This window comes from Pantoea sp. NSTU24 (assembly GCF_050157905.1).
Lineage (GTDB): Bacteria > Pseudomonadota > Gammaproteobacteria > Enterobacterales > Enterobacteriaceae > Pantoea.
Genome location: NZ_JBKIWZ010000003.1, coordinates 151,088 through 177,792 on the forward strand (window position 1 = coordinate 151,088; position 26,705 = coordinate 177,792).

Sequence of the window (26,705 nt, forward strand, 5' to 3'; positions counted from 1 at the left end):
TAGTAAGCAGGCTGCGACGCAATCCCACGGACATGCCTGTCCGCGTTAATCTGAGAAGGAGTGGCTGGTGAAAAAATTACTCTGCGCGACGATGCTGGCCGTGTTGCCCGTGACCACACTGGCGGCGTCGGTATTTACGCTGCAATCGAAAGACTTCAGTGATAATGCACTACTGGATAAGAAGTTTGCCGGTGCCAATAAAAACAATCCTTCCTGTACCGGCGAGAACGTTTCACCGGAACTCAACTGGTCTGCCATTCCCTCTGGCACGCGAAGCCTGGCGCTGCTGATGACCGACCCGGTCGGAGCGAAAGGGCTGGGTGTCACGCATCTGGTAGCTTACAACATCCCTGCCAGCCGCGCGTCGTTTGCCCAGGGTGCGCTGACGCAGGGCACAGGCTATACCGGTGGCAAAAACAGCCCTGGCACGCTGCACTACTATGGGCCCTGTCCTCCGGCAGGCAGTGGTCTGCATCATTATAACTTCGTCCTGATTGCCACCGATCTGCCTGTGGGTCAGCTGAAAGCGGGCTTAACTCAGACAGAGCTGATCTCACAGCTTAAAGGCCACGCACTGGGTGCGGCCAGCACGGTCGGCCGTTTCAGTAACGAATAGCAACGTCCCCGCAGAGGCCACCGCCCGCCTCTGCGTATCGCCGACGCGGGTCTGGCATAACGCTGTATGGCAATCGGGCAAAAGTGGTGCGTTTCCGGCAGGTAAATGCGATTACGTTGCCGGGCGGATAACTGATAAAAAAACACCCTGCTAAGCAGGGTGTCGGGAGCGTTATTTTGCTGGTGTGGTGGCCGGCTTGTTGCGTTTGCGCAGCTTGTCGATCAGACGATGCGCCTCCGCTTTGGTTGCCACCGCCGGGGATGATCCGGTCAGTGGCTGGCGGGCCGTCTCACGCACCGTGAGGATGGTCAGCAGACCGATAATACCTGCACCCATCATATAGTAGGCCGGCATCATGGTATTTTTGGTGGTATCCACCAGCCAGGCGGTAACCAGTGGTGTTGTTCCGCCAAACAGTGATACTGAGAGGTTAAAGCCGATCGCCAGGGCGCTGTAACGAATGTCGGTGGTAAACAGCGCAGGCAGCGTCGATGGCATGGTGCCGCTGAAGCAGGTGTGCAGCACGCCCAGGATCAGAAGCCCCCCAAAGACCGCCCACATATTACCGGATCCGATCAGCATAAAGCTCGGGATAGCCAGCAGGATCAGACCGACAGCACCGAAACCGATGACCGGACGACGGCCTATGCGGTCGGTCCAGCGACCCCAGAGCAGCGTCAGCGGCATCATCACGAACATGGCGACCATGACCAATAGCAGACCGCTCAGCTCAGGCAGGCCCAGCACACCGGTCAGGTAGCTCGGCATGTAGGAGGTGAGCATATAGTTGGAGACGTTAAACAGCAGCACCAGCCCAATACATTTCAGCATGGGTGCACGGTATTTGCTCAGCATCTGCATCAGCGTCAGACGCGGTTTGCTCTGCTCCAGCGCCTCCTGCTTTTCCATGTGCTGCTGGAAAGCCGGGGTCTCTTCCAGCTTCAGTCGCACATAGAGACCGAACAGGCCCAGCGGCGCGGCGATAAAGAACGGCACGCGCCAGCCCCAGGACATCATCGCTTCGTTCGACATCAGGGTCGTCATGACCGTTACCAGACTGGCACCCAGCAGGTAGCCGCCAATGGTGCCAAACTCCAGGAAGCTGCCCATGAAGCCACGGCGCTTGTCGGTGGAGTACTCCGCGATAAAGGTCGCTGCGCCGCCATATTCACCGCCGGTGGAGAAGCCCTGAACCAGACGCGCTACCAGCAGCAGAATCGGTGCCATGATGCCAATCGACGAATAGGCCGGGATCAGCCCGATACAGAATGTCCCGATCGACATCATGATCATCGTCATTGCCAGCACTTTCTGTCGGCCGATGCGATCCCCCAGCGGACCAAACACCAGTCCGCCAATCGGGCGCACCAGGAAAGCAGCCGCAAAGGTACCGAAAGTGGCGATCAGCTGCACCGCGTTATTGGCGTCGGGGAAAAAGACTTTGCCGATAATGACGGCGAGATAGCTGTAGACCCCGAAGTCGAACCATTCCATCGCATTACCTAATGCCGCCGCGCCAACCGCACGCTTGAGCATGTCATTATCAATAACGGTAATGTCATCCACAGTCAGCTCTTTAGGCTTCCTGTTCCAGAAATGTTTCTTAGGGTGTTCAGACGATGAGTTTCTGGTGTCCATATTCTCCTCAGGTACTTCAGTGAAGGAGTCTTATAGCTTTCGCAGCCGAAAACAGTGTTCAGAAACAGTGGAAAAGAAAGCTATAAGAAGCCGAAAATAGTTATGCAGCGGCAGTAACCGCAGCCGCTAAACCTTAGACTACGAATGTAATGTTTTGCAAGTTTTCAGCCGGAAAAACTACTTTTGCTGACAAAATCAGCAGGGTCTGCTTAGTCTTAATCACTTTGCTGCTGAAAAAACTGGCGGAAGAGGCGGGATTTTTTTGCGTTTCGGGAACACGCAGGAGTCTGATGTGACAACGTCACCATCGGCCGCGTCGCGACGCGGCCAGACAGAGTAATCTGCGGGTGACAGCGAAAGAGAGGGTGGGATATATCCATTCGCCGCATATCCATAGCAGGATTAGTTGGTAGTTAACGCATAACTGAAATGGCAATGTAATCCCATTCCATGCCAGCAGAGTGTTAATCATGAGCACATTAACTCCGGCCGCATTGCCGGTCATCGATTTCGCCTTATTGTCGGGAAGTCAGCCGCAGAAACAGCAGGTTCTGGAAACATTAGGCCAGGCCGCGCGTGATGTCGGTTTCTTCTATCTGATTAATCACGGCGTTGACCGCCAGCTATCCGATGCGGTGCAGCAGGTTTCGCGGCAGTTCTTTGCCCTGCCACAGGCGGATAAAGACGCTGTGGCGATGGCGAACTCCCCGCATTTTCGCGGCTACAACCTGGCGGGCGTGGAAATCACCCGCAGCCAGCCCGACTTTCGCGAGCAGTTTGATATCGGCGCCGAGCGCGAAGCCCTGCCGGTAACCGCTGATTCACCCGCCTGGCAACGGATGCAGGGGCCGAACCAGTGGCCGCAAGCGTTGCCGGCACTGCAGAGCGTTGTGACACGCTGGCAGGCGCAGATGACCGCGGTGGCGCTGGAGCTGCTGCGCGCGTTTGCCGACGCGCTGGATCTGCCGCGCAACGCCTTTGATAACCTCTACGGCGACTATCCCAACGAACATATCAAGCTGATCCGCTATCCGGGCCGCACCGAGGGCGAATCGCGCCAGGGGGTCGGCGCGCATAAAGATTCAGGCTTCCTGACGATGTTACTGCAGGATGACCAGCCGGGTTTACAGGTTGAGGTGACGCCGGATCGCTGGGTCGATGCGTCACCGCGTCCCGGCGCGTTTGTGGTCAACATTGGCGAGCTGCTGGAGCTGGCGACCAACGGCTATCTGCGTGCCACCGTGCATCGCGTGGTATCGCCACAGCAGAACAGCGAGCGCTTATCCATCGCCTTCTTCCTGGGCGCCCAGCTCGACACCGTGGTGCCAATCTATCAGCTTCCGCCGCAGCTGGCGGCCCTGGCGCAGGGCCCGACCAGCGATCCGCTTAATCCGCTGCTGCGCGAAGTGGGCTGGAACTACCTTAAAGGCCGTCTGCGTTCGCATCCCGACGTCGCCCGACGCTTTTATGCTGAACACCACACGCACTAACCTGCTTCCCATAACGATAAGAGATAAATGATGATGAAAAAGCCCTTACTGGTTCTGGCTGGTCTTTCACTGCTGATTGCACAGAATTTACAGGCCGCTCCGCTGCGCGTCGCCGCCGACCCGCTGCCGCACGCGGAGATCCTGGAGTATGTCAAAACCCTGGACCCGAAACTGGATATAAAGATTGTCGAGCTGAGCAATGGCGTGAACGCCAATGAACTGCTGGCCGCCGGTGATGTGGATGCCAATTACTTCCAGCATCTGCCTTACCTGAAAGATCAGGAAAAGGCGCTGGGCAAAACCTTTGCCGTGGTGGCCAGCGTTCACATCGAACCGCTGGGCATCTATTCGCACAAGGTGAAATCGCTGGCAGCACTGCCTGAAGGGGCGAGCATCGCCGTTCCGAATAACACCACTAACCTGAGCCGCGCGCTCTGGCTGCTGCAGGATAAAGGGGTGATTAAGCTCAACGCCAAAGGCGAGGCGGGTTCGACGCTGGTCACGCCGAAAGATATCAGCGACAACCCGAAAAAGGTGAAGATCGTTGAGATCGAGTCTCCCCAGATACCCCGTTCGCTGGATGATGTGGATGCCGCCATCATCAACGGCAACTACGCGCTGGAGGCAGGGCTGAACCCGGCCAAAGATGCGCTGGGGCTGGAATCCGCGGCCCATAATCCTTACGCCAACCTGCTGGTGACCACGCCGGCGCTGGAGAAAGATCCGCGTGTGGTTCAGCTGGCAAACGATCTGCGTTCGCCGCAGGTGGCGGCGTTTATCCGCAAAACCTACCAGGGCTCTGTGATCCCGGTTACGGACCCGCAGCATGATTAACATCCGTCATCTGCATAAACAGTATGCTGGCGCGCCTGCGCCAGCCCTGGACGACATCTCGCTGACCATCGAAGAGGGCACCATCTTCGGGATTCTGGGCCGGAGCGGCGCGGGCAAAAGTACCTTGCTGCGCTGCCTGAACCGGCTGGAGCAACCCTCTTCGGGCCGGATCGAGATTGACGGGCAGGATCTTGCGGCGATGAACCTGGCACAGCTGCGTCAGCAGCGGCAGCAGATGGGCATGATCTTTCAGCACTTCAACCTGCTCCATTCCCGTAACGTCCATGACAATATCGACCTGGCGCTGGAAATCGCCGGGGTACCAGCCAGGCAGCGTCGCGATCGGGTCGCCGCGTTACTGACAAGGGTGGGGCTGGATGATTTTGCGGCAGCCTGGCCGTCGCAGCTCTCCGGTGGACAGAAGCAGCGCGTCGGCATCGCCCGCGCGCTGGCTGCCCGTCCCCGCTATCTGCTGTGCGACGAGGCGACCAGCGCACTGGATCCTGAAACCACCACCGCGATTCTCGATCTGCTGGCCGATATTCAGCAGCAGCTCAACATTACGATTGTGATGATCACCCATGAGATGGCGGTGGTGAAGCGCATCTGTCACGGCGCAGCCTTGCTGGAGCATGGCCGGCTGGTGGAGAGCGGCAGCCTGAGCCAGATCATGGGCCGCCAGGAGGGACGCCTGCGCGCAATGCTGCTGAAGGATGGCGAAGCGGATCGGGCGTTTATCGAAAAATATCAGCGAGAGGCGATGACCCGATGCGTAGCATGAGTCTTGATCGGTTCCAGGCACTGCTGCTCAACGCCACAGGCGAGACACTCTACATGGTGCTGCTGGCGGCGCTGTTCACGGTCGCGATAGGGCTGCCGGTGGGTGTGCTGCTGTTTCTGACCCGGCCGCAGGGCCTGCTGCCTAATCGCGCGATCGCGCTGCTGCTGAACACGCTGGTCAACACCGGTCGCGCCCTGCCGTTTGTGGTGCTACTGATCGCGCTGATCCCCTTTACCCGACTGCTGGTCGGCACCACGCTGGGCAGTACCGCCGCGATCGTGCCGATTACGCTGGGCGCCTTTCCCTTTTTTGCCCGCATCGTCGAGAACGCGCTGGATGAAGTCGATCGTGGCCGCATAGAGGCGGTAGTGTCGATGGGCGGCACGCTGTGGCATATCGTCAGCCGCGTGCTGCTGCCGGAAGCGCTGCCCGCGCTGGTGGCAGGGATCACCCTGACAATCGTGATGCTGATTGGCTTCTCGGCGATGGCGGGTGTGGTCGGTGGCGGGGGACTGGGCGATCTGGCGATTCGCTACGGCTACCAGCGCTTCGACAATCAGATCATGGCGGCCACCATCGTCGTGCTGCTGGCGCTGGTAATGCTGATCCAGAAACTTGGCGACTGGCTGGTCCGTTCGCTGGCTTATCGCCGCTGACCGCCCCGTGATGCGGGCAGAGCCGCGACGTTTAATACAACGGCCGGAAGGTGATCCGCAAGGGGGCAAATCCGGCCGCTCCGCTTTTCCGCTGTCCTCGGTTGTATTCCCCCGCCATCCTTTAACAGCAGATGCGTTTTGCAGGATCAATAATCACCGCCACTTGCCAACCTACCATTAGTAACTTACCTTTAGTAACTTGATGGTGAAGCAGGTAAGGTGACGACGATGCAGGCATTACTGGTGACTTCTCATCCTCATCATGAGGCGCATACCCACCGCGTGGCGGACCAGCTGGCGCAGGGCATTATGGCAACCGGGCAGCATACCGTGGAACGCGCGGATCTGGCGGCAGAGGGGTTTGATCCCCGCTTTACGCCCGATGATTATCGTCGTTTCAGCGGCGAGGCCAGCGTGCCCGCCGATGTGCTGGCGGAGCAGCAGCGTCTCGATCGGGCGGATGCGCTGGTGCTGGTCTATCCCGTTTACTGGTGGTCTTTTCCGGCGCAGCTGAAAGGCTGGATTGATCGGGTCTTTATTCAGGGCTGGGCTTTCAGTGAACAGGAGGGCCGGTTCGTGAAACGCCTTGGGCACCTGCCGGTGCATCTGATCGCCATCGGCGCGGCGGACACGCGGACTTATCTGCGACGCGGCTATTTTGCCAGCATGCGAAATCAGATTGAGCAGGGCATCTTCGGCTACTGTGGCGCGCCGGTGGTAACCAGCGAACTGTTACTGACGGGCGATGAGGGGTATCCTGACACCCATTACCGCCTGGCCCGGCAACTGGGGCAGCGAATTTTTAGCCTGCAGGAACCCCAATGACCGCTGAAAAACCGGCCCGTAAACGCCTCTCCCGCGAGGCCCGGCGCAGACAGTTAGCCGATGTCGCATGGCAGATCATGCGGGCTGAAGGAAGTGAGGCGCTGACGCTGGCACGGGTTGGCGAGGCGGCGGGCGTCAGCAAGCCGGTGGTTTACGATCACTTCACCACCCGTCACGGGCTGCTGGCCGCGCTGTATGACGATTTCGACCGCCGTCAGACCAGACGGATGGACGCCGCCATGCGTGCCGCGCCAATGCGCGTGCAGCCGAAAGCGGAAGTGCTGGCGGCCTGCTATGTGGATTGCGTGATGACAGAGGGCAGAGAAATCCCGGACCTGCTCTCCGCCCTCAGCACCTCGCCGGAACTGGCTGCGGTCAGGCGCCACTATCAGCTCGATTTTATCCGCCGCTGTCAGCACTGGTTTGCGCCTTTTACCGGCAGCGACAGGATCCCGGAAGCCGGCATGTGGGGCTTGCTGGGGGCCGCAGAGGGTATCGCAGGCGCGGTGGTGCGGGGTGATATTGCCAAAGCAGAAGGTCAGCAGGCGCTGACGGCCCTGATTGTGGCGCTGGTGACGGGCGGCCATCCGCCGGAAAAGCCGTAAATGAAAAATGGCGGCCCGCAGGCCGCCGAATCATTCAACCACAACAGACGTTGTGTAAGCAGTGGCAACGCACAATGATGATCGTTTAGCCTTTTACCCCGCCGGCGGTTAATCCACTTACCAGCCAGCGCTGTGCCAGCAAAAATACCAGGGTTATCGGGATCGCGGAGAGCACAGCCGCCGCGGCAAAGTCGCCCCACAGATAGTTCTGCGGATTCAGATACTGCTGCATGCCGACCGCCAGCGTATAGCTGTTGACGTCGCGCAGCAGCAGCGAGGCAACCGGCACCTCGGTCACTGCGGCGATAAAGGCCAGAATAAACACCACTGCCAGAATCGGCACCGACAGCGGCAGCAGCACCAGCCGGAACGCCTGCCACGGCGTCGCGCCATCGAGCGCGGCGGCCTCTTCCAGCGAACCATCGATCGTTTCAAAATAGCCCTTAATCGTCCAGACATGCAGTGCAATACCGCCCAGATAGGCGAAGATCACGCCACCGTGTGTGTTCAGCCCGATAAAAGGCAGATACTGACCCAGCCGGTCAAACAGGGCATAGAGCGCCACCAGCGACAGCACCGCCGGAAACATCTGGAAGATCAGCATCCCTTTCAGCAGGCTGGCACGACCGGCGAAGCGCATCCGGGCGAAAGCATAGGCGCAGGTGGTGGAGAGCGCCACGATGCCCAGCGCGCTGATGGCGGCAATCTTGACCGAGTTCCACAACCAGAGCAGCACCGGGAAGGGCGGCGGCGTGACCCGGCCATCCGCATGTTCTACGCTGAAGCCCAGCGCCAGCCGCCAGTGCTCCCACGAAATCTGTTCCGGTATCAGACTGCCGGTGGCGAAGTTACCGGCACGTAGCGAAATCGCGATCACCATCAGCAGCGGAAAGAGAATCGCCGCGATAAATAACAGCAGCAGCAGATGCGTGAACAGCAGACGCAGCCGTTGCGATTTGGGTTGGACCATAGCCATAAGCACTCCTCATCGCCCGATCCCCCGGGCTCTCTTGTTGGTCAGCCCCCGGCAGCGCGTACCCTTTTACGGGCCCGTATTGCGCCGGCCGGGCCAGATGTTCAGTCAAACTTCATCCGCGAGGCTTTCAGGTTAATGACCGCCAGCGCACCTACCAGCAGGAAAATCAGCGTGGCGATGGCCGCCGCCAGACCAAAGTCCTGCCCGCCGCCGCCTTCGAAGGCGATACGCCAGGTATAGTTGACCAGCAGGTCGGTATACCCGGCCGGGGTGGTGGTACCCAGACGATCCGGCCCGCCGTTGGTCAGCAGCTGCACCAGCACGAAGTTGTTAAAGTTAAAGGCGAAGCTGGCGATCATCAGCGGCATCAGCGGCTTGAGCAGCAGCGGCAGCGTAATCAGAAAGAAATTCTGCAGCGGACCGGCGCCGTCCATTGCCGAGGCTTCATAGAGATCGTCCGGAATCGCCTTCAGCAGCCCCATGCAGAGGATCATCATGTAGGGATAGCCCAGCCAGGTATTGACGATAATCAGCATGGTGCGCGCCAGCGTCGGATCGCTGAACCAGGCAGGCTTCACGCCAAACAGCGCGCTGAGCATGACGTTGATCTCACCAAAGCTCTGGTTGAACAGCCCTTTGAAAATCAGGATCGAGATAAACGCCGGAACGGCATAGGGCAGGATCAGCATGACCCGATAGATCGCTTTGCCGCGCAGCGCCTCCCACTGCACCAGACAGGCCAGCACCATCCCCACGGCGACCGTCAGGACGACGGTGATTAGCGAGAAAAAGAGCGTCCAGCCAAATATCGCCAGAAACGGCTTCTGAATGCCTTCGTCAGTGAAGACCCGCACAAAATTTTTCCAGCCGGTGTTGACGGTGAAACCGGGGCTTAACGTTTCGTTACTCCAGTGGTTCTGCGCATCCAGCGCCTGGTAGAAGCCCGTCTCTGGATTAGCCCGATAGCGGGTGCCGTTTTGCTGGTTAATAAGAACATTGTCTGCGTCCAGTCGATAGAGCGGCTGGGTGCCGGAGAACTGGCGCAGCGAGCTCATGCGCAACGCACGGCCATCCGGCAGCGTAGCCTGAATCTGGCTCAGTGCCTGATGGTGAGTGGTAATGACGCGCAGAGTCGCGCGTTCACCCGCAGGCTGCGGGGCGGGCGTCATTTTCAGCGTCTGCTCTGCGCCGAACTGAAACGGCGGCGAAAGATAGTGCTCACTGCCGTCGTTCAGCGCCAGTTGCCAGCGGTCACCCGCCGGAAAGAGCGAGAAACTGACCGATTCACCCGACTGAAAGGCGCGGCTCAGTAACACCTGCTGCGCCCGCTCGAAAGTAAGCTGGTTGCTGCTGCTGTAGTTGGTAAAAGCAATGGCAATGGTGCAGGCGAGCGGGAACAGCACAAACAGCGCCATGCCCGCCACGCCCGGATAGACATAACGCCATGCATAGGCGCGACGGTTAGCGTAAATCCACAGGCCCAGCGCACTGAGGATCAGCGTCAGTAACGCAAACAGATATTCACCCTGCGCGTACATCAGCACCAGCAGATAGCCGACCAGCAGACAGCCAATCCCGATGAGAACGCGCTTAAGCAGCAGACTGTGCGTTTTCGGTTTTCCTGACATGATGCGGTTTTCCTTAACGGTCACTCAGGCCGGGCATGAGCCCGGCTGCAAAAGGGGAGTTACTTTTTCAGGCGGGCCTGGGCATCTTTCAGCGCCGCATCGACGCTCTGACGACCGCCCAGCGCGTTCAGAGTGGCGGTGCGCATGGCGTACCAGAAAGCGGCCATCTGCGGGATGTTCGGCATGATGTCACCCTGCTGAGCGTTGCTCATGGTGGCGGCGATCCGTGAATCCTTCTCCAGAGTCTGCTGGAACGATTTCAGCGCCACGGCGCCCAGCGGTTTATCTTTGTTAACTGCATCCAGTCCGGCGTCGGTCAGCAGATAGTTCTCCAGGAACTCCTTCGCCAGCTCTTTGTTGGGGCTGGCTGCGTTGATCCCGGCGCTCAGCACGCCCACAAAGGCTTTTGACGGCTGGCCTTTCAGGGTCGGCAGGGCCGTAACGCCATAGTCGATACCACTTTTGTCGAGGTTGCCCCAGGCCCAGGGACCGTTGATGGTCATGGCGGTTTCGCCTTTATTAAAGGCGGCTTCGGCGATGGAGTAGTCGGTGTCCGCATTCAGCACTCTGGCTTTAACCTGGTCGACCAGGAACTGCATGCCCGCTTTCGCGCCAGCGTTGTCCACGCCGACATCCTTCACATCATAGTGTCCGTCCTTCAGCTTAAACGCGTAGGCACCGCCAGCGGCCAGCAGCGGCCAGGTAAAGTAGGGCTCCTGCAGGTTAAACATGATGGCGCTTTTGCCCTTAGCCCGGAGCTGTTTGTCGAGCGCGGCGATCTCCTCCCAGGTTTTTGGCGGTTCAGGCAGCAGTTTTTTGTTGTAAATCAGGGATAGCGATTCCACCGAGATGGGATAGCCAATCAGCTTGCCGTCGAAGCGTACGGCGTCCCAGGTGAACGGGAAAATCTTCTCACGGAAGCTGGCGTCCGGCGTGATCTCCGCCAGCAGACCTGACTGCGCATAGCCACCAAAGCGGTCATGTGCCCAGAAGATGATGTCCGGGCCATCGCCGGTCGCCGCCACCTGCGGGTACTTCTCTTCCATCTTGTCAGGATGCTCGACCGTGACTTTGATACCGGTCTCTTGCTCAAATTTCTTGCCCACGTCGGCCAGGCCGTTGTAGCCCTTGTCACCGTTGATCCAGATGACCAGTTTACCTTCCTCGATTTTTGCCAGGGCACCTGCCGAAAAAAGCACGGCAGAGAGGGCAGAGAGGGCCAGAATTTTTGCTCCGGTTTTCATCGTCATAAATCCATCCTGTTTGCGGAAGTGGGGAATGCGCTATCGGCATCATTGTGCGTATCCGCCAGGGCTTCTCATCCTCCCCGCCTCTACGCCCCGCAGACGAGTGCTGTGATCGCGCTGGCAAAAACCCCGCTAAGCGCGCGCTGAAGCGGTAAAAATTGATGCGAGTCTGCGCTGACGATCACAAAAAAGCGTGTCGGCGCGCGGCGCGCCGAATCCGCCCCTGTTTCTCCTCCTCCCGCCTCCTCCCCCAGCAGATCATCGGGCGGTGGAGGATGTTACTGATTGTTTCCTTTCGCATAGTGAGCCACGGAACCCGTCTGCCGCTGAGCAGACACCAATAAGCAGCTGAGAGGGAAGGGATCATGGCGAGCGTTGTGCTACGCAATGTCACAAAAGCCTGGGGCGATACGGTGGTATCAAAAGATATCGATCTCACTATCGGCGAAGGGGAATTTGTTGTTTTCGTGGGCCCATCGGGCTGCGGCAAATCGACGCTGCTGCGCATGATTGCCGGACTGGAAACCATCACCCGGGGCGATCTGTTGATCGGCGATCGCCGCATGAACGAGGTGCCGCCAGCCGAACGCGGTATCGGCATGGTGTTTCAGTCCTATGCGCTCTATCCGCATCTGTCGGTGGCAGAGAATATGTCGTTTGGCCTCAGACTGGCGGGGGTAAAGAAAACTGAGATTCAGCAGCGGGTCAACCAGGTGGCAGAGATTCTGCAACTGGCGCATCTGCTGGATCGCCGGCCCAAAGCCCTGTCGGGCGGGCAGCGACAGCGCGTGGCGATTGGCCGCACGCTGGTGGCCGAACCGCGCGTCTTCCTGCTGGATGAACCGCTGTCGAACCTTGATGCGGCGCTGCGCGTCCAGATGCGAATCGAGATCTCCCGTCTGCATAAGCGCCTGAAGCGCACCATGATTTACGTGACCCACGATCAGATCGAAGCGATGACGCTGGCTGACAAGATTGTGGTGCTGGACGCCGGACGCATCGCGCAGGTCGGCAAGCCACTTGAGCTTTACCACTATCCCGCGAATCGCTTTGTCGCCGGGTTTATCGGTTCACCCAAAATGAATTTCCTGCCGGTCAAAGTGACTGCGACTGCCATCGACCAGGTGCAGGTGCGGCTGCCCAATCAGCAGCTGGTCTGGCTGCCGGTTGACAGTGCCGGTGTACAGGTGGGCAGCAATATGTCGCTCGGCATCCGGCCGGAACATCTGCTCTCCAGCGACATCGCCGACGTCACCCTGGAGGGTGAGGTTCAGGTGGTGGAACAGCTGGGGCATGAAACACAGATTCACATCGAGATTCCCGCTATCCGTCAGAACCTGGTGTACCGCCAGGAGGACGTCGTGCTGGTAAAAGAGGGCACCATCCTCGGCATTGGCCTGCCGCCCGAGCGTTGTCACCTGTTCCGTGAGGACGGGAGTGCGTGTCGCAGGCTCTATCAGGAGCCGGGTGTATAGCCCTGCCAAAACAATAAAAGCAATGACCTCAGGAGATAGAAAATGTTAACTCTGCGCAAACTTCCCCTCGCCGTTGCCGTCGCGGCAGGGATCCTCTCCGCCCCGACGATGGCGGTTGATTTTACCGGCTATGCCCGTTCCGGCATCGGCTGGACCGGAAGCGGTGGCGAACAGCAATGTTTCCAGGCGACCGGCGCTCAAAGTAAATACCGTCTGGGTAACGAGTGCGAAACCTATGCTGAACTGAAATTAGGCCAGGAAGTGTGGAAAGAGGGTGATAAGAGCTTTTATTTCGACACCAACGTAGCCTACTCCGTGGCGCAGCAGAATGACTGGGAAGCGACCTCACCCGCTTTCCGTGAAGCCAACGTCAAAGGTAAAAACCTGATCGACGCATTGCCAGGCTCAACGATCTGGGCCGGTAAACGCTTCTACCAGCGTCATGACGTGCACATGATCGACTTCTATTACTGGGATATCTCGGGTCCGGGTGCCGGTCTGGAAGATGTGGATCTCGGCTTTGGTAAGCTCTCGTTCGCTGCGACCCGCTCTTCTGAAGCGGGCGGTTCATACACCTTCTCCAGCGATCGTATCCGTGATTTCGCCACCCGCACCGCCAACGATGTGTTTGATGTGCGCCTGGCGGGGCTGGAAACCAACCCGGATGGTGTGCTGGAGCTGGGTGTCGACTATGGCCGTGCCAACGCCCGGGACGGATACCGTATCGAAGATGGCGCGTCGAAGGATGGCTGGATGTTCACGGCTGAACATACCCAGAGCATGCTGAAGGGCTACAACAAGTTTGTTCTGCAGTACGCCACCGATGCAATGACCTCGCAGGGCAAGGGCGTGCCGCAGGGCACCAGCCTGAATAACAACGGCGATATGTACCGCGTACTCGACCATGGTGCCATCTCGCTGGCCGAACGCTGGGATCTGATGTATGTCGCGATGTACCAGAACATTGATCTGGACAACAACCGCGGCACCCAATGGTACACCGTGGGGGTCCGCCCGATGTACAAATGGACGCCAATCATGAGCACCCTGCTGGAGCTGGGCTACGACAATGTGAAGTCACAACAGGCGAATGAGCGCAACGGCCAGTACAAAGTGACGCTGGCACAGCAGTGGCAGGCGGGTGACAGCATCTGGTCTCGTCCGGCACTGCGTCTGTTCGCGACCTACGCCAAATGGGATGAGAAGTGGGGCTACAACAAAGACAGCGCCGGCGATCTCACTTCCTTCGCCTCCGCTGACAGCAGCGGCAACGGCATCCTGACCAACAGCCGTGGTAAAGATGACGAAGTCACGTTCGGCGCGCAGATGGAAATCTGGTGGTAAGCCAGCCTCTGTTCTGACAGGCGCAACCCTGCGCCTGATGGATCGCTTTGGTTGCGGTGTGCCATTGCCTGGCTCACGCCGCAGCCTGCAATAAGGTAAGCATAATGAAAATGAAAAAACTGGCTGCACTCTGCCTGAGTGCCGCGTTACTGACCGGTGCCGCGCTGCCCGCGCTGGCAGAAATTAATCTTGTACCGCAGGATCTCTCCTCTGCGCCCGCGGTCCCGCCTGAAAATCTTCAGCGATTAAGCTGGCAGCCTCTCGCGGCCGCGCAGACACAGACGACAAAACTGGCGAACAGCGGACAGACGCTGAATGCGCCGCATATTGCCGGGCCGGTGGCGGCTTACAGTCTGCCTGCAAACATCGGCGAACTGACCCTGACACTGAGCAGTGAAGTGGCTGACGGTCAGGTATTTGCCCCGAATGTGCTGGTGCTGGATGAAAATCTGCGTCCTGCGGCCTGGTTCCCGAGCCGCTACTTTACTTATCAGAAGCCCGGCGTGATGACAGCCGATCGGCTGGAAGGTGTGATGAAGCTGACCCCTGCGCTGGGGCAGCAGAAAATTTATCTGCTGGTCTTCACCACCGACAGCGATCTGACACAGACCACGACCTTACTCGACCCGGCAAAAGCCTATGCGCAGGGTACCGGCCATGCCGTACCGGATATTCCCGACCCCATCGCCAGCCATAGCCGTGAAGGGACAATTAAGCTGAAAATGCAGACCAGTTCCGGTTCGTCTATCCTGGTTGGCCCGCTGTTCGGCTCGTCCGGCCCCAGCGCAGTCACCGTCGGCAACACCGCCGCGCCCGCTCCAGCTTATGCCGCGACGCCAGCACCCGCCGCCGCGCCTGCGGCAAAAGCGCGTGCGGAACCGATCATGCATGACACCGAAAGTTACTTTAATCAGCAGATCACACAGGCGGTGGACAGCGGCAATATCGATAAGGCGCTGAAACTGCTGGATGAAGCCGAGCGAGTGGGTTCCACCTCTGCACGGCGAACCTTTATCAGTAGTGTTAAAGGCAAGGGGTGATGCGGCCCCGGCATTATTGATGTTGTTCCATCTGGTGCGCGTCTGCGCACCTTTTTTTTGCCCGCAGAGATAACAAAGAGTTTGCATGTACCCGATCTGTCGAAGCCCGTGAGCATGCGCTGCAGAGATGAACCCAGGCAGACATCGCCCGGAATGGGCCCCCCTGCGATTAGAGGGATTGCCTGGGGAGCCTGCGTGCAAAGGGATTTTCTGCGACCAGGGCGGATGTTACCGCTCGTCTGCCCGACAAAAGTGCCGCTGAGGCGAAAGTAAAGAGACAGGCACGGTGGCCAGACATGCACTGCCGTGCGGGCCATCCCTGGCCCGGATTAGCCGATTACCGGATGGTCAGACCTGAGGCGGACGTGGCCCGGTATCCGGACAGGCATCCATCATTAAACACGGCCAGACCGCTTACGTCGTGCCGTCAGATCCCGCAACAGCGAATGGGTTTCGGGAGCGCTGAATATCTCTTCCACCGTCACGCTGAGTTTGCGCCGCCAGTTGGGATATTCGTCGCTGGTGCCGGGGATGTTGACCGGTGCGGCCATATCCAGCCAGTCTTCGGGCTGCAGCCCCAGCAGGGCGCTGTGGCTGTCAGCCAGATAACGCTGCATCGCCTGATTCAGCGCCTTACTCATTCCGGTGCGACGCGCCTCGCGTCCGGCTCGTTTCGGCAGCGCGCCGACCCGATGCAGACTGTTCAGCAGCGCCTGTTTTGCCCGCAGGCGATCCTTATACAGCCCCGCCAGCACCACTTTATCCGGATAAAGACCGAGTCGCGCGCCGGTGGTCAGGTCATCACTCTGCCACCAGCCGCGCAGGGTCGGCAGATCGTGGGTAGTGGCGACAGCCATCGCCTGTCGCGGCCAGTTTGCGGGCGCGCGGAAGCACTCATCGTTGCTCTGTTCAAACCAGAGCACTTTGTAGGAATAAACGCCCCCGTCACGTAGCTTATCGACGATCGCCTCCGGCACGGTGCCGAGGTCTTCGCCAATCACCATGCAGCGATGACGCTGACTTTCCAGCGCCAGAATCGCCAGCAGGTCGTCAATGGGATAGTGTACGTAGGCGCCGTGCATCGCGCTTTCACCGGCCGGGATCCACCACAGCCGCATCAGCGCCATCACATGATCGATGCGCAACGCGCCGCAGTGACGCATGTTGGCGCGCAGCAGGGCGATCCACGGCTCCCAGGCGCGCTGGCGCATCACCTGCGGGTCCATCGGCGGCAGTCCCCAGTCCTGGCCGCGCGGGCCGAGAATATCGGGTGGCGCGCCGATGCTGGCTTCAAGACAGTAAAGATCGCGTTCGCTCCAGGTTTCTGCACCGCCGCGTGCGACGCCGACGGCCAGATCGCGATAGAGTCCCGGCGTCATCTGCTGCTGCTGGCAATCCTGCCAGCACGCCGCGAACTGCTGCGCGGCCAGCCACTGTAGCCAGAGCCAGAAACGCACCTCGTCCTCATGATCCCGCAGGAATCGCTGTACCGCCGGGCTGCCTGGATGCTGCATCTCTTTCGGCCAGACGGGCCAGCCCCAGCGCTGGCTGTCCTGCGCCATCTGGTCGGCATGCAGCGCATCAAACAGCGCCTGATGCTGCAGGCTTTCGCCGCCCTCACGGATAAACGTGTTAAATGCCTGCACATCGGGGTCGGTCACGGCGCGCCCGGTGAAGTGCGGCCACGCCAGGCGCAGCGCCGCCAGCTTCAGCCGGGTGACCGCGGCATAATCGACCCACTCCGCCGCGCGTGCCTCTGCCAGCGTCTGTTGCGTGTCCGTCTGCGCCCACCAGGCCTGCGCGGCGGGGCTCTGCCGGAAATCCGTCACGGCGTTAACATCAATATAGAGAACGTTAAGCCAGCGGCGGGATGAGGGGCTGTAAGGACTGGCACTCTCCGGGCTGGCGGGAAACAGCGCATGGATCGGATTCAGTCCGATAAAGGCCCCGCCACGCATGGCCACTTCCGGCAGCATCCGGCGCAGGTCGCCAAAATCGCCGATGCCCCAGTTCTCGGCAGAACGCAGGGTGTAGAGCTGGATGCAGGCGCCCCAGAGTGATTCGCCTGCCAGCAGTGCGGGGGGTTCATAGCAGCGGGCCGGGGCAATGATGACCCGGCATGACCATTGTTGCGTGTCCTGTTGCAAGGTCAGCTGATGATAGCCTTCAGGCAGCGGTGGCAGATGCAGCGGCTGACCGGGCTGGCAGCGCCCGGAACTGAGCCCGCCCGCCTCGCAGGTAAGATGCCAGTGGGCATCCTCCTGCAACCGCGGCGACAGGCTCAGCGAATCGCCACGGCGAAAAATCACTACCGGCGGCAGCGGCGTACCGGGCTGGCCCGGTGTCTGCATGACCGCCAGCAGACGCTGGCGGATTTGGGTCGGTATCGCCTGAGGCTTGCCGTGCGCATTAATATATTCTGCGGCAATACCCGCACGGGAGAAGGCATCCAGCATGGAATCTGTCTTCATGGCGTTCCTTAGCGTTTCGCTTGCCAGATGCGCTGCTGATAATCGCGGATGGCGCGATCGGAGCTGAACATGCTACAACGGGCGGTATTGAGGATGGCCGCGCGCGTCCAGGCGTCCGGGTCGCTCCACAGCGCTTCAGCCTGCGCCTGGGCGGTCAGATAGGGCTGGAAGTCAGCCAGCACCAGATAGGGGTCGCCGCCCTCCGGACCAAGGCTGTGCAGCATTGTGTCAAAAGCGCTGAGATCGCCCTGGCTGAAAGTGCCATCTTCCAGCGCCTGCAGCACCTGATTTAGCTGCTTATCTTTGCTGCGCCACAGCGCCGGGTGGTAGCCGCTCTCTTTCAGCGCAACCACCTGCTCCACGGTATGGCCGAATATGAAGATATTTTCACTGCCCACCTGCTCTGCGATTTCAACGTTCGCGCCATCGAGTGTGCCGATGGTCAGCGCGCCGTTCAGCGCCAGCTTCATATTGCCGGTGCCGGAGGCCTCTTTCCCGGCGGTGGAGATCTGCTCGGAGAGATCGGCAGCCGGAATCAGCCGCTCAGCAACGGAGACGTTGTAGTCGGGAATGAACACCACTTTTAAGCGGTCGCCAATGCGCGGGTCCTGATTGATCACCTCTGCCACTTTATTGATGGCATAGATGATATTTTTCGCCAGGGCATAACCCGGTGCGGCTTTGGCCCCAAACAGCACCACGCGCGGCACGCGATTAGCCTGCGGATCGGTCACCAGCGTCTGCCAGAGCGCGATGATATGCAGCAGGCTCAGATGCTGACGTTTATATTCATGCAGGCGTTTGATCTGCACATCAAACAGCGCGGCAGGGTCGATCGCGATGCCGGTGCGCTGCTTAACCCACTCCACCAGTGCCGCTTTATTCTGCTGCTTGATAGCGCGGTACTCGGCGCGGAAGGTGGCGTCGTCCGCAAAGGTTTCCAGTCCCTGCAGCGCCGTCAGATCGCTGAGCCAGGGCTGTTGCAGCGTGCGGGTGATCAGCGCGCTCAGCGCCGGATTACACTGATTGATCCAGCGGCGCGGGGTGATGCCGTTGGTTACATTATGGAATTTCTCCGGCCACAGCTGGTGATACTCCGGGAAGAGATCCTGCACCACCAGCTTTGAGTGCAGCGCCGCCACGCCGTTGACCGCGAAGCCGCTGGTGACGCAGAGGTTAGCCATCCGCAGCTGGTTGTTATGGACCAAAGCCAGTTTCGCCCATTTCGCCTCATCATCCGGCCAGCGCGCCATCACGGTGTTTTTCAGCTGCGCATTAAGCGTATTAATAATCATGATATGGCGCGGCAGCAGGCTGCGTACCAGCCTTACATCCCAGCACTCCAGCGCTTCAGGCATCAGCGTGTGATTGGTGTAAGCGAAGGTCTTCTGCGTAATCTGCCATGCGCGATCCCAGCTCAGCTGATGCTCGTCCAGCAGCAGGCGCATCAGCTCGGGGATGGCCAGCGTCGGATGGGTATCATTCAGCTGAATCACTTCATGATCGGCCAGGGATTCAATGCTGCGTCCGGCCTGGTGATGGCGGCGCAGGATGTCAGCCAGCGCACAGGCGCACTGAAAATATTGCTGCATCAGACGCAGTTTCTTACCGTTCTGATGGTTGTCATTGGGGTAGAGCACCTTGGTCAGTTTTTCCGCATCGATGCCCTGTTGCTCCGCCCGCAGAAAATCACCGTCATTGAAGCGGCTGAGGTTAAAGGGCTGCGCATGTTTCGCCTGCCACAGGCGCAGTGGCTGGCTGAGGCCATTCTGATACCCGACAACGGGCAGGTCCCAGGCTTCGCCCACTAGTTCAAACGCCGGTTGCCACTGCGTCTGGCCCGCGTGGGTCACGACTTTACCGCCCAGCCCGACCCGCACATTCAGGGCGGCATTGTGGTTAAACCAGGGGTAGCTGTCACGCTGCCACTCATCCGGCTCTTCAATCTGCGCACCCGCTCTGAAGTGCTGGCGGAAAAGCCCGTACTGATAGTTCAGGCCATAGCCGGTTGCAGGCTGGCCCACATTCGCCATCGAATCGAGAAAGCAGGCGGCCAGTCGGCCCAGACCGCCGTTACCCAGCGCCGGGTCAGTTTCGTTTTCCAGCACATCACTCAGTGAAATATTCCAGGCGGAAAGCGCCTCATTGACCGCCTCATACCAGCCCAGATTCAGCAGGTTATTGCCTGTCAGGCGGCCGATTAAAAACTCCATCGACAGATAGTTCACATGGCGCAGCGTGGACGGGAGAGTGTGAATGGGCCGGGCCGCCAGCATATCGGCGAGCGCCCCGCTGAGTGCCTGCCACCACTGTGCCGGGGTCATCTCCTGCGCATCGCGCAGACCAAATCGCTGCCACTGGCGGGTCAGGGCAGTATGAAACTGAGTCGGATCAAAATCGGGCTGTGTCATTGCAGACATCCTTAATAACGAAAAAAAGGTCAGTGTGGTGACAGTTTGCCCGGCTGAAAAATGCGCTTCCTCCTCCTGCAGAGAATAAGCGCAGGAGGATGGGGAGGGTGGAGAGGATGAGGCTTTTCCTAAATCGTTTACGGAGTGTGATAAGGGACACTTTTGTAAAGTTTAAATAATGGGTTTGCTTGCATTCATCAGACGAAATGCTGAACCTGTGTAAGGAATAATTACGAAGCGTAAAATAATGATGCGCTCGACAAATGGAGAAACGTGCGCCCATGTTAATACCCGCCAAACTCAGCCGTCCGGTGCGTCTTGAGAGCACCGTGATTCGCGAGAGATTGCTGCAAAAACTCACTGCGGCCGGAAACTACCGGCTGGTGCTGGTTACCAGTCCGGCAGGCTATGGCAAGACCACCCTGGTGTCACAGTGGGCGGCGGGAAAACGCGATCTGGGCTGGGTTTCTTTAGATGAGGGCGATAATCAGCCGGAGCGCTTTGCCGACTACCTGATTGCTGCGCTGCAGCAGGCTACCCACGGCGGCTGTCCGCGCAGTGAGCTTCTGGCGCAGAAGCGGCAGTATGTTAATCTCAACGCCTTGTTTTCCCAGCTTTTTATCGAGCTGGTGGAGTGGCAGCAGCCGCTGTGGCTGATTGTGGATGACTATCATCTGATTACGAATCCGGTTATCCACGACGCGATGCGCTTCTTTCTGCGCCATCAGCCTGACAACCTGACCCTGATACTGATGTCACGTAATCTGCCGCAACTGGGGATTGCGAATCTGCGCGTACGTGAGCAGCTGATTGAGCTGGGCAGTCAGCAGCTGGCCTTTACCCATCAGGAGGCACAGCAGTTTTTTGACTGCCGGCTGGCGTCCCCACTGGAAAGCGAAGAGAGTGACCGGCTGTGTGATGATGTGGCGGGCTGGGCCACGGCGTTGCAGTTGATCGTATTGTCAGCGCGACAGGGTGCCAGTTCTGCCCAGCACTCTGCCCGGCGTCTCTCCGGCATCAATGCCAGCCATCTGGCCGATTATCTGGTGGAGGAGGTGCTGGATAATGTGGATCTGCCAACCCGCCATTTTTTACTCAAAACCGCCCTGCTGCGCTCAATGAACGATGAGCTGATTGCCTGCGTGACCGGTGAAGATAACGGACAGATGCGGCTGGAGGAGATCGAGCGTCAGGGGCTGTTTCTGCAGCGCATGGACGATTCCGGTCGCTGGTTCAGCTTCCATCCCCTGTTCGGCAATTTCCTGCGTCAGCGCTGTCAGTGGGAGCTGACGGCGGAGCTGCCCGCGCTGCATCGTGCCGCAGCAGAGAGCTGGATGGCACAGGGGTTTCCGGGCGAGGCGATCCATCATGCGCTCGCTTCCGGTGATGCCTCTATGCTGCGGGATGTCCTGCTTAAACACGCCTGGACGCTGTTTAATCAGAGCGAACTGCCGCTGCTGGAGAACTCCCTGAAAGCCCTGCCGTGGGAGATGTTGCTGGAAAATCCGATGCTGGTACTGTTGCAGGCGTGGCTGATGCAGAGTCAGCATCGTTTTTCTGAAGTCGACAGTCTGCTGGCACAATTTGAACAGGCAAGTCGCTGCGAAATTGATGCGGCCCTGCGTGGAGAGTTTAATGCGTTGCGCGCTCAGGTGGCGATTAACGACGGTAATACGGACGAGGCTGAGCGTCTGGCAAAAGTGGCGCTCGATACGCTGCCCGCCAGCCGTCACTACAGCCGCATCGTGGCAACCTCCGTGCATGGTGAAGTCATGCATTGTAAAGGGGAGCTGGATGATTCACTGAAGCTGATGCGTCAGACTGAACAGATGGCCCGCCGCGACGAAGTGTGGCACTACGCGCTCTGGAGCCTGATTCAGCAGAGCGAGATCCTGTTTGCTCAGGGCTTCCTGCAGGCTGCTTATGAGATTCAGAGCCGTGCTTTCGTACTGGTCGAAGAGCAGCATCTGGGGCAGTTCCCGCTGCATGAGTTTCTGCTGCGTATCCGTGCGCAGCTATTATGGGCGTGGGGACGACTGGAGGAGGCGGAGCAGGCGGCGCGGGAAGGGATCAAGGTGCTCAACGGTTTCCAGCCGCAACAGCAGATTCAGTGTCTGGGGCTGCTCGTACAGTGTTCGCTGGCGCGCGGCAATCTGGATAACGCCCGCAGCTACCTGAACCGGCTGGAGAATCTGCTGAACAATGGCAACTGGCACAGCGACTGGATCGCCAATGCAGATAAAGTACGGGTGATCTACTGGCAGATGACGGGTGACAGCCAGAACGCCCGTGACTGGATGCGCCAGACGCCTAAACCGGCCTTTGCCAACAACCATTTTTTGCAGGGCCAGTGGCGTAACATCGCCCGCGCCCAGATCCTGCTGGGTGACGTCAGCCAGGCGGAAGTGGTGCTGGAGGAGCTGAACGAGAACGCCCGCGCACTGCATCTGATGAGCGATCTGAACCGCAATCTGCTGCTGCTGAATCAGATTTACTGGCAGACTGACCGTAAAGCCGAGGCGCAGCGTGTCCTGATTGAGGCGCTGAAGCTGGCGCGCAGCACTGGCTTTATCAGCCACTTTGTGATCGAAGGGGAGATGATGGCGCAGCAATTACGGCAGCTGATTCAGCTCAACACCCTGAACGAGCTGGATAGCCATCGCGCCCGGCGCATCCTGCTGGAGATCAATAAATACCACCGCCACAAATTTGCTCACTTCGATGAGGGTTTTGTCAGCCGGTTACTTAACCATCCTGATGTGCCGGAGCTGATCCGCACCAGTCCGCTGACGCAGCGTGAGTGGCAGGTGCTGGGACTGATCTATTCGGGCTACAGTAACGAACAGATAGCCGGTGAACTGGCGGTGGCCTCTACGACGATTAAGACCCATATCCGCAATCTCTATCAGAAGCTGGGCGTGACCCATCGCAGCGAAGCGATGAATCAGGTGCAGTCGCTGCTGAAAATGATGGGCTATGTCTGAGAATCGCCGGTCACAGGGGTTGGCAGCTGGATCCGTATCGTCTCAATTCCAGTTGCTTATCCGACACCCTCTCTTCCCCCGGAATGCCTGACTTCTGAGCAATTAAAAACCGGCGCGATAACGCCCCGAAAGCCAGTGAAGTACAGAAGTAGGGCACCGGCCTTCTCGCTGATGGCGATTAAATTCTGCGTTTCCTGCATGATAAAGACAGACCGAAAGTATAAGCAGGGTAACTGATTGCTAAGAAAATTCTGTGTGCAAGGGTAACTGTCACTATGGTAATATTTTCGCGCTTATTCAGCTTTTCTGCCGTGCGTAGTATTACTGGAATGCAGTATGACCGATAAATATGTGATTCATCCTGAAGCCGATATGCAGCTTCTGCTACGCCGCACCTGCCAGATCCTCGTTACGCTACTTATTCTGCTCTCTCTTCATCCGTATATGGCCCGCGCCGGAATAAAGGATGACAAAGCGAATCGTATCGTCAGCGGCATAATCAGTTTCACGCACTGGAACGGTTTAACGCAGCCGCCTGAATTATGTGTATTTCCGTCGGCACACCATCTCTCATTGCCGGAAAACAGCCCCTCTGCCACCGCAGGATTTACCACCGTTTATCTTGCGGCAGCCGGTGATTTCACAAAGCACCGATGCGACGCCCTCTATTTCGGCGATGAGACGCCGCAACAACAGGTGGATCTTATTGCGCAGTTGACGGGGCGAGGGGTGCTTACTCTTGCCGAGAATAATGCGGAATGCACGCTGGGCGCCGCTTTCTGTCTGATCTTTCAGCCAGACCATACGCACTTTGCCGTTAATCTTGATTCCCTGGCCAGAAGCGGTGTCAGAGTGAGTCCGGATGTTCTTCTGCTCTCCCGTGAGGGAAAAAAATAAGATGAAATTCGATGAATCCAGGCGCGATAAATCATCTATCCGCAATAAACTGCGGAAAATAAGCACCATTAATTCGGCGGTTATATTACTGCTCTGCTGGCTGCTGCTCTCATCGACGTCGCTTATTTTTATTAAAAATTATGAGAAGTGTAATCTCGAACTGATCGGCTCCACCCTGAGCACTTCGCTAACCGCGGCAACCGTCTTTGCCGACAGTTATGATGCGCGCAGTAAAATCGAACGGATGGGCGAGGAGGGACTTTATGCCTCTGCGAAGCTGGTCACCCGGGATCATATCGTGCTGGCCCACTGGCAGGCTCAGCAGGAAGAAACGGGCTGGTATTCGCGGTTGCTGCGTGACTGGATTTATCACAAGCCGCTGATCGTCGACATTATTCATGCTGACGCTGCCGTTGGTACCCTGATGCTGGAAGGCACCGTCACCGGGGCGAAGAGTTTCATTCAGTACTCCTTCTTGATCCTCTCAATCGGGATGCTCTGCGTGCTGATCATCTCGCTGCTGTTGAGCGAATTTCTGCATCGGGGGATGATCGCGACCCTGCGAACCATCACCAACTCGATTCACTATGTGATTAACTCTGGCGATTTCTCGTGGCATATTCCGGGCAGTCCGATCCGCGAATTTCAGCTCTTTTCAGACGATCTCAACTCGCTGCTGAGGGAGATGCAATCGCTCAAGGCTTCGCTGATCCGTGACAATCGCTCGCTGGCCACGCAGGCACTTACCGATCCGCTGACCGGCCTCGCCAATCGCAGCGCTTTCACCGCGCGGCTGACCCAACTCCTTGCGTCGCAGGATCGTGCGCGCTTTGCGCTCCTGTTTCTGGATGGCGACCGCTTCAAGAGCATCAACGACAACTGGGGCCATACTGCCGGGGATGAGATTTTAAAAGCGACCGGATCGCGGCTGCTGTCGCTGGCCACAGAGCCGGATCTGGTTGCGCGATTAGGCGGGGACGAATTTGCCATGCTGGTCTGCAGCCGGACAGGCGAAGCGGAATTGCAGGCGCTGATGCAGCGCATTCATGATGTCACTCAGCAACAGATTCTGATTATCGAAGGCATGCCGATTACGATCTCGGTGACCATTGGCTACGCGTGGTCACAACCGGGTGAAACGGTGGAGTCGATTCTTGAGCGTGCCGACAGGGATATGTACAAAAACAAGCGGAAAAAGAGGGCGTAAATATGAAGAAAAACTTTTCTCTGCTGTTGCTTGCACTGACACTGGCGGGCTGTCAGTCGAAAGAACGTTTCAGCGAGGCTCAAATCGCAGCAATGAGAAGTGCCGGATTTACCCAGAATAGTGAGGGCTGGGGATTAGGCCTGTCCGATAAGATCCTGTTCGGGGTAAACGAGTCAGAACTCACTCCCGCCAGTAAACAGACTATTCAGGGAATGGCGAAAAATCTGGCCGCGACCGGTATTGAGCATGTCCGTATTGACGGGCACACCGACAATTATGGTAAACCCGATTACAACCAGCAGCTGTCACTGAAACGCGCAGACGCGGTTGCCGCGCAGTGGGCGGCAGGTGCAGCGATACCGCGTGGAAATATTGTCACCCGTGGACTGGGCATGAGCGCACCGGTCAGCAGCAACAACAGCGCACAGGGGCGTGCGCAGAACCGCCGCGTCGCCATCGTCATCACCGCCCCCTGATTCGTGGCCGTCACCCCGTTGACCGCGTTGATTGCCTGATCCCCCAGCGGTCAGCGTCGGTTAACCGGGAAGCGCACGGTCACCGCCTGCGTGCGGAAGGGATCTCAGCGAATAGCGAGTTCGCTCAGTGCCGACAGCAGTGCATCCACTTTAGGCAAAAACTGTTTGCGCCGCGGCCATACCGCGCTCAGCGTCAGGCCGTCAGGCTGGAGATGCGGCATAATAATCTCCAGTTCGCCTGCCACTACGGCGCGCTGAATCAGCCAGGAGGGCATCTGCGCGATTCCCAGCCCTGCCAGAACGGCCTGCAGCTGGGCATCCACATCGCCCAGCGCCAGTCGGTAGGGCACCTCACGCCAGTGCGGCTGACCATCTTCAGTTGTGAACAGCCAGGGCTTGGTGCTGCCATCGACCCGCTCATAAAGGATGGCAGGATGTTTCAGTAGCGCTGTTTCACTTTCAGGGCGTCCCTCGCGATCCAGATAAGCGGGAGAGGCGCAGAACTGCATCTGCTCACGTCCCATATTGCGCCAGCCCAGCGACGCAGGCAGGTCCGGTGCGCCGCCGATCCGCACCGCCACATCCACACCCTCTTCAAACAGGTCAACAAACCGGTCCGACAGACTCAGGCTTATCGCCAGTTCCGGGTGCTGCTGGCAAAAGGGCACCAGCAGCGGCATGACGTTAAGACGGCCATAGGTCGTCGGTACGGCCAGCTTCAGACGGCCGGACGGAATGGTGCGCTGCGCCGCCAGCACCGCTTCCGCTTCAGCCAGGTCCTCCAGAATGCGCATACAGGTCTGATAGTAGGCGCTGCCCGCATCGGTCAGGCTCAGACTGCGGGTGGTACGCTCCAGCAGCCTCGATCCCAGGCGCGTCTCCAGGCGACTGACGCTTTTACTGATTGCCGAGCCAGTGACATGCAGGCGCTGGGCGGCGGCGGTAAAACTGCCACATTCGACACTGGCAACGAACGGCAAAATATCCTTAAGGCGGTGATCGTGCATCGATTAATGAACTCAGGTTAAGAATGCTGTGAATAAATGCCAGAGATAAGAACTGAATTCTCTATTAGGCTTAGAATTACGCAAAACGAGGAGAAAT

21 protein-coding genes are annotated in these 26,705 nt (G+C 58.6%); 14 read left to right on the forward strand and 7 right to left on the reverse strand.

All coding sequences use genetic code 11. The annotated features are described in order from the left end of the window. The first annotated feature begins 67 nt into the window (after positions 1-67). The gene (locus ACLHDD_RS19345; protein ID WP_427105453.1) at positions 68-616 is read left to right on the forward strand and encodes a YbhB/YbcL family Raf kinase inhibitor-like protein; all 549 of its coding nucleotides are present in this window, start codon (positions 68-70) and stop codon (positions 614-616) included. Positions 617-787: 171 nt separating this feature from the next. Here ACLHDD_RS19345 and proP read toward each other — a convergent pair whose 3' ends face one another. Further along, on the reverse strand, positions 788-2,254 hold the full coding sequence (gene proP / locus ACLHDD_RS19350; RefSeq protein ID WP_427105454.1) for a glycine betaine/L-proline transporter ProP: 1,467 nt from the start codon (positions 2,252-2,254) through the stop codon (positions 788-790). 470 nt (positions 2,255-2,724) lie between these two features. Between proP and ACLHDD_RS19355 the strand changes: the two genes are divergently transcribed. From ACLHDD_RS19355 to ACLHDD_RS19380, 6 genes are all read left to right on the forward strand, one after another. Then, positions 2,725-3,744 (forward strand): isopenicillin N synthase family dioxygenase, encoded by a 1,020-nt coding sequence (locus ACLHDD_RS19355; RefSeq protein WP_427105455.1) that lies wholly within the window; start codon positions 2,725-2,727, stop codon positions 3,742-3,744. A 30-nt stretch (positions 3,745-3,774) separates the two neighbouring features. Next, entirely contained in the window at positions 3,775-4,578 is an 804-nt protein-coding gene (locus ACLHDD_RS19360; protein ID WP_427105652.1) for a MetQ/NlpA family ABC transporter substrate-binding protein, read from the forward strand. Next, complete coding sequence (locus tag ACLHDD_RS19365; RefSeq protein ID WP_427105456.1) at positions 4,571-5,359, forward strand: methionine ABC transporter ATP-binding protein; 789 nt, start codon at positions 4,571-4,573, stop codon at positions 5,357-5,359. Before ACLHDD_RS19360 ends, ACLHDD_RS19365 begins: the two co-directional genes overlap by 8 nt. Then, positions 5,347-6,015, forward strand: a complete 669-nt coding sequence (locus tag ACLHDD_RS19370; RefSeq protein WP_427105457.1) for a methionine ABC transporter permease — start codon at positions 5,347-5,349, stop codon at positions 6,013-6,015. The genes ACLHDD_RS19365 and ACLHDD_RS19370 overlap by 13 nt, the downstream gene beginning before the upstream one ends. A 228-nt stretch (positions 6,016-6,243) precedes the next feature. Next, positions 6,244-6,840: an NAD(P)H-dependent oxidoreductase gene (locus tag ACLHDD_RS19375; RefSeq protein WP_427105458.1), complete on the forward strand. Its 597-nt coding sequence runs from the start codon at positions 6,244-6,246 to the stop codon at positions 6,838-6,840. Further along, a complete protein-coding gene (locus ACLHDD_RS19380; RefSeq protein WP_427105459.1) occupies positions 6,837-7,445 on the forward strand; it encodes a TetR/AcrR family transcriptional regulator in 609 nt (202 codons plus the stop codon). Before ACLHDD_RS19375 ends, ACLHDD_RS19380 begins: the two co-directional genes overlap by 4 nt. 85 nt (positions 7,446-7,530) lie before the next feature. Here ACLHDD_RS19380 and malG read toward each other — a convergent pair whose 3' ends face one another. The 3 genes from malG to malE all read right to left on the reverse strand — a co-directional run bounded on the left by malG (position 7,531) and on the right by malE (position 11,299). After that, complete coding sequence (gene malG / locus ACLHDD_RS19385) at positions 7,531-8,421, reverse strand: maltose ABC transporter permease MalG (protein ID WP_111139643.1); 891 nt, start codon at positions 8,419-8,421, stop codon at positions 7,531-7,533. Positions 8,422-8,522: 101 nt separating this feature from the next. Further along, positions 8,523-10,049 carry a maltose ABC transporter permease MalF gene (malF, locus tag ACLHDD_RS19390; RefSeq protein ID WP_427105460.1) on the reverse strand — a complete coding sequence of 509 codons (1,527 nt, stop codon included), beginning with the start codon at positions 10,047-10,049 and terminating at the stop codon, positions 8,523-8,525. Positions 10,050-10,108: 59 nt separating this feature from the next. Next, positions 10,109-11,299, reverse strand: coding sequence for a maltose/maltodextrin ABC transporter substrate-binding protein MalE (gene malE, locus ACLHDD_RS19395; protein WP_427105461.1), 1,191 nt, complete (start codon positions 11,297-11,299; stop codon positions 10,109-10,111). 362 nt (positions 11,300-11,661) lie between these two features. On the opposite strand from malE, the gene malK reads away from it, so the two are divergent. The 3 genes from malK (at position 11,662) to malM (ending at position 15,155) form a co-directional block, all read left to right on the forward strand. Beyond that, positions 11,662-12,771 carry a maltose/maltodextrin ABC transporter ATP-binding protein MalK gene (gene malK / locus ACLHDD_RS19400; RefSeq protein ID WP_427105462.1) on the forward strand — a complete coding sequence of 370 codons (1,110 nt, stop codon included), beginning with the start codon at positions 11,662-11,664 and terminating at the stop codon, positions 12,769-12,771. Positions 12,772-12,813: 42 nt separating this feature from the next. Beyond that, complete coding sequence (locus ACLHDD_RS19405) at positions 12,814-14,115, forward strand: maltoporin (protein ID WP_427105463.1); 1,302 nt, start codon at positions 12,814-12,816, stop codon at positions 14,113-14,115. 104 nt (positions 14,116-14,219) lie between these two features. Next, positions 14,220-15,155 (forward strand): maltose operon protein MalM, encoded by a 936-nt coding sequence (gene malM / locus ACLHDD_RS19410; protein WP_427105464.1) that lies wholly within the window; start codon positions 14,220-14,222, stop codon positions 15,153-15,155. A gap of 395 nt (positions 15,156-15,550) precedes the next feature. On the opposite strand, the gene malQ is transcribed toward malM, so the two are convergent. Then, entirely contained in the window at positions 15,551-17,626 is a 2,076-nt protein-coding gene (malQ, locus tag ACLHDD_RS19415; protein WP_427105465.1) for a 4-alpha-glucanotransferase, read from the reverse strand. An 8-nt stretch (positions 17,627-17,634) separates the two neighbouring features. Beyond that, entirely contained in the window at positions 17,635-20,037 is a 2,403-nt protein-coding gene (gene malP / locus ACLHDD_RS19420) for a maltodextrin phosphorylase (protein WP_427105466.1), read from the reverse strand. Between the two features lie 281 nt (positions 20,038-20,318). Here malP and malT point away from each other — a divergent pair, with 281 nt between their 5' ends. From malT to ACLHDD_RS19440, 4 genes are all read left to right on the forward strand, one after another. Further along, positions 20,319-23,021: an HTH-type transcriptional regulator MalT gene (gene malT / locus ACLHDD_RS19425; protein WP_427105467.1), complete on the forward strand. Its 2,703-nt coding sequence runs from the start codon at positions 20,319-20,321 to the stop codon at positions 23,019-23,021. 336 nt (positions 23,022-23,357) lie between these two features. Further along, complete coding sequence (locus tag ACLHDD_RS19430) at positions 23,358-23,918, forward strand: YfiR family protein (protein WP_427105468.1); 561 nt, start codon at positions 23,358-23,360, stop codon at positions 23,916-23,918. A 1-nt stretch (position 23,919) separates the two neighbouring features. After that, on the forward strand, positions 23,920-25,125 hold the full coding sequence (locus ACLHDD_RS19435; RefSeq protein WP_427105469.1) for a diguanylate cyclase domain-containing protein: 1,206 nt from the start codon (positions 23,920-23,922) through the stop codon (positions 25,123-25,125). A 2-nt stretch (positions 25,126-25,127) separates the two neighbouring features. Next, positions 25,128-25,601, forward strand: a complete 474-nt coding sequence (locus ACLHDD_RS19440) for an OmpA family protein (protein ID WP_427105470.1) — start codon at positions 25,128-25,130, stop codon at positions 25,599-25,601. Between the two features lie 104 nt (positions 25,602-25,705). Here the strand turns inward: ACLHDD_RS19440 and ACLHDD_RS19445 are convergent, their stop codons facing one another. After that, positions 25,706-26,608: a LysR family transcriptional regulator gene (locus tag ACLHDD_RS19445; RefSeq protein ID WP_427105471.1), complete on the reverse strand. Its 903-nt coding sequence runs from the start codon at positions 26,606-26,608 to the stop codon at positions 25,706-25,708. Between the last annotated feature and the right edge of the window lie 97 nt (positions 26,609-26,705).

What these genes read in the sequence shown, in the direction of transcription:
- proP (WP_427105454.1), bottom strand. Translation starts at nt 2,254, where the DNA reads ATGGACACCAGAAACTCATCGTCTGAACACCCTAAGAAACATTTCTGG.
- ACLHDD_RS19355 (WP_427105455.1), top strand. Translation starts at nt 2,725, where the DNA reads ATGAGCACATTAACTCCGGCCGCATTGCCGGTCATCGATTTCGCCTTA.
- ACLHDD_RS19360 (WP_427105652.1), top strand. Translation starts at nt 3,775, where the DNA reads ATGATGAAAAAGCCCTTACTGGTTCTGGCTGGTCTTTCACTGCTGATT.
- ACLHDD_RS19365 (WP_427105456.1), top strand. Translation starts at nt 4,571, where the DNA reads ATGATTAACATCCGTCATCTGCATAAACAGTATGCTGGCGCGCCTGCG.
- ACLHDD_RS19370 (WP_427105457.1), top strand. Translation starts at nt 5,347, where the DNA reads ATGCGTAGCATGAGTCTTGATCGGTTCCAGGCACTGCTGCTCAACGCC.
- ACLHDD_RS19375 (WP_427105458.1), top strand. Translation starts at nt 6,244, where the DNA reads ATGCAGGCATTACTGGTGACTTCTCATCCTCATCATGAGGCGCATACC.
- ACLHDD_RS19380 (WP_427105459.1), top strand. Translation starts at nt 6,837, where the DNA reads ATGACCGCTGAAAAACCGGCCCGTAAACGCCTCTCCCGCGAGGCCCGG.
- malG (WP_111139643.1), bottom strand. Translation starts at nt 8,421, where the DNA reads ATGGCTATGGTCCAACCCAAATCGCAACGGCTGCGTCTGCTGTTCACG.
- malF (WP_427105460.1), bottom strand. Translation starts at nt 10,049, where the DNA reads ATGTCAGGAAAACCGAAAACGCACAGTCTGCTGCTTAAGCGCGTTCTC.
- malE (WP_427105461.1), bottom strand. Translation starts at nt 11,299, where the DNA reads ATGACGATGAAAACCGGAGCAAAAATTCTGGCCCTCTCTGCCCTCTCT.
- malK (WP_427105462.1), top strand. Translation starts at nt 11,662, where the DNA reads ATGGCGAGCGTTGTGCTACGCAATGTCACAAAAGCCTGGGGCGATACG.
- ACLHDD_RS19405 (WP_427105463.1), top strand. Translation starts at nt 12,814, where the DNA reads ATGTTAACTCTGCGCAAACTTCCCCTCGCCGTTGCCGTCGCGGCAGGG.
- malM (WP_427105464.1), top strand. Translation starts at nt 14,220, where the DNA reads ATGAAAATGAAAAAACTGGCTGCACTCTGCCTGAGTGCCGCGTTACTG.
- malQ (WP_427105465.1), bottom strand. Translation starts at nt 17,626, where the DNA reads ATGAAGACAGATTCCATGCTGGATGCCTTCTCCCGTGCGGGTATTGCC.
- malP (WP_427105466.1), bottom strand. Translation starts at nt 20,037, where the DNA reads ATGACACAGCCCGATTTTGATCCGACTCAGTTTCATACTGCCCTGACC.
- malT (WP_427105467.1), top strand. Translation starts at nt 20,319, where the DNA reads ATGTTAATACCCGCCAAACTCAGCCGTCCGGTGCGTCTTGAGAGCACC.
- ACLHDD_RS19430 (WP_427105468.1), top strand. Translation starts at nt 23,358, where the DNA reads ATGACCGATAAATATGTGATTCATCCTGAAGCCGATATGCAGCTTCTG.
- ACLHDD_RS19435 (WP_427105469.1), top strand. Translation starts at nt 23,920, where the DNA reads ATGAAATTCGATGAATCCAGGCGCGATAAATCATCTATCCGCAATAAA.
- ACLHDD_RS19440 (WP_427105470.1), top strand. Translation starts at nt 25,128, where the DNA reads ATGAAGAAAAACTTTTCTCTGCTGTTGCTTGCACTGACACTGGCGGGC.
- ACLHDD_RS19445 (WP_427105471.1), bottom strand. Translation starts at nt 26,608, where the DNA reads ATGCACGATCACCGCCTTAAGGATATTTTGCCGTTCGTTGCCAGTGTC.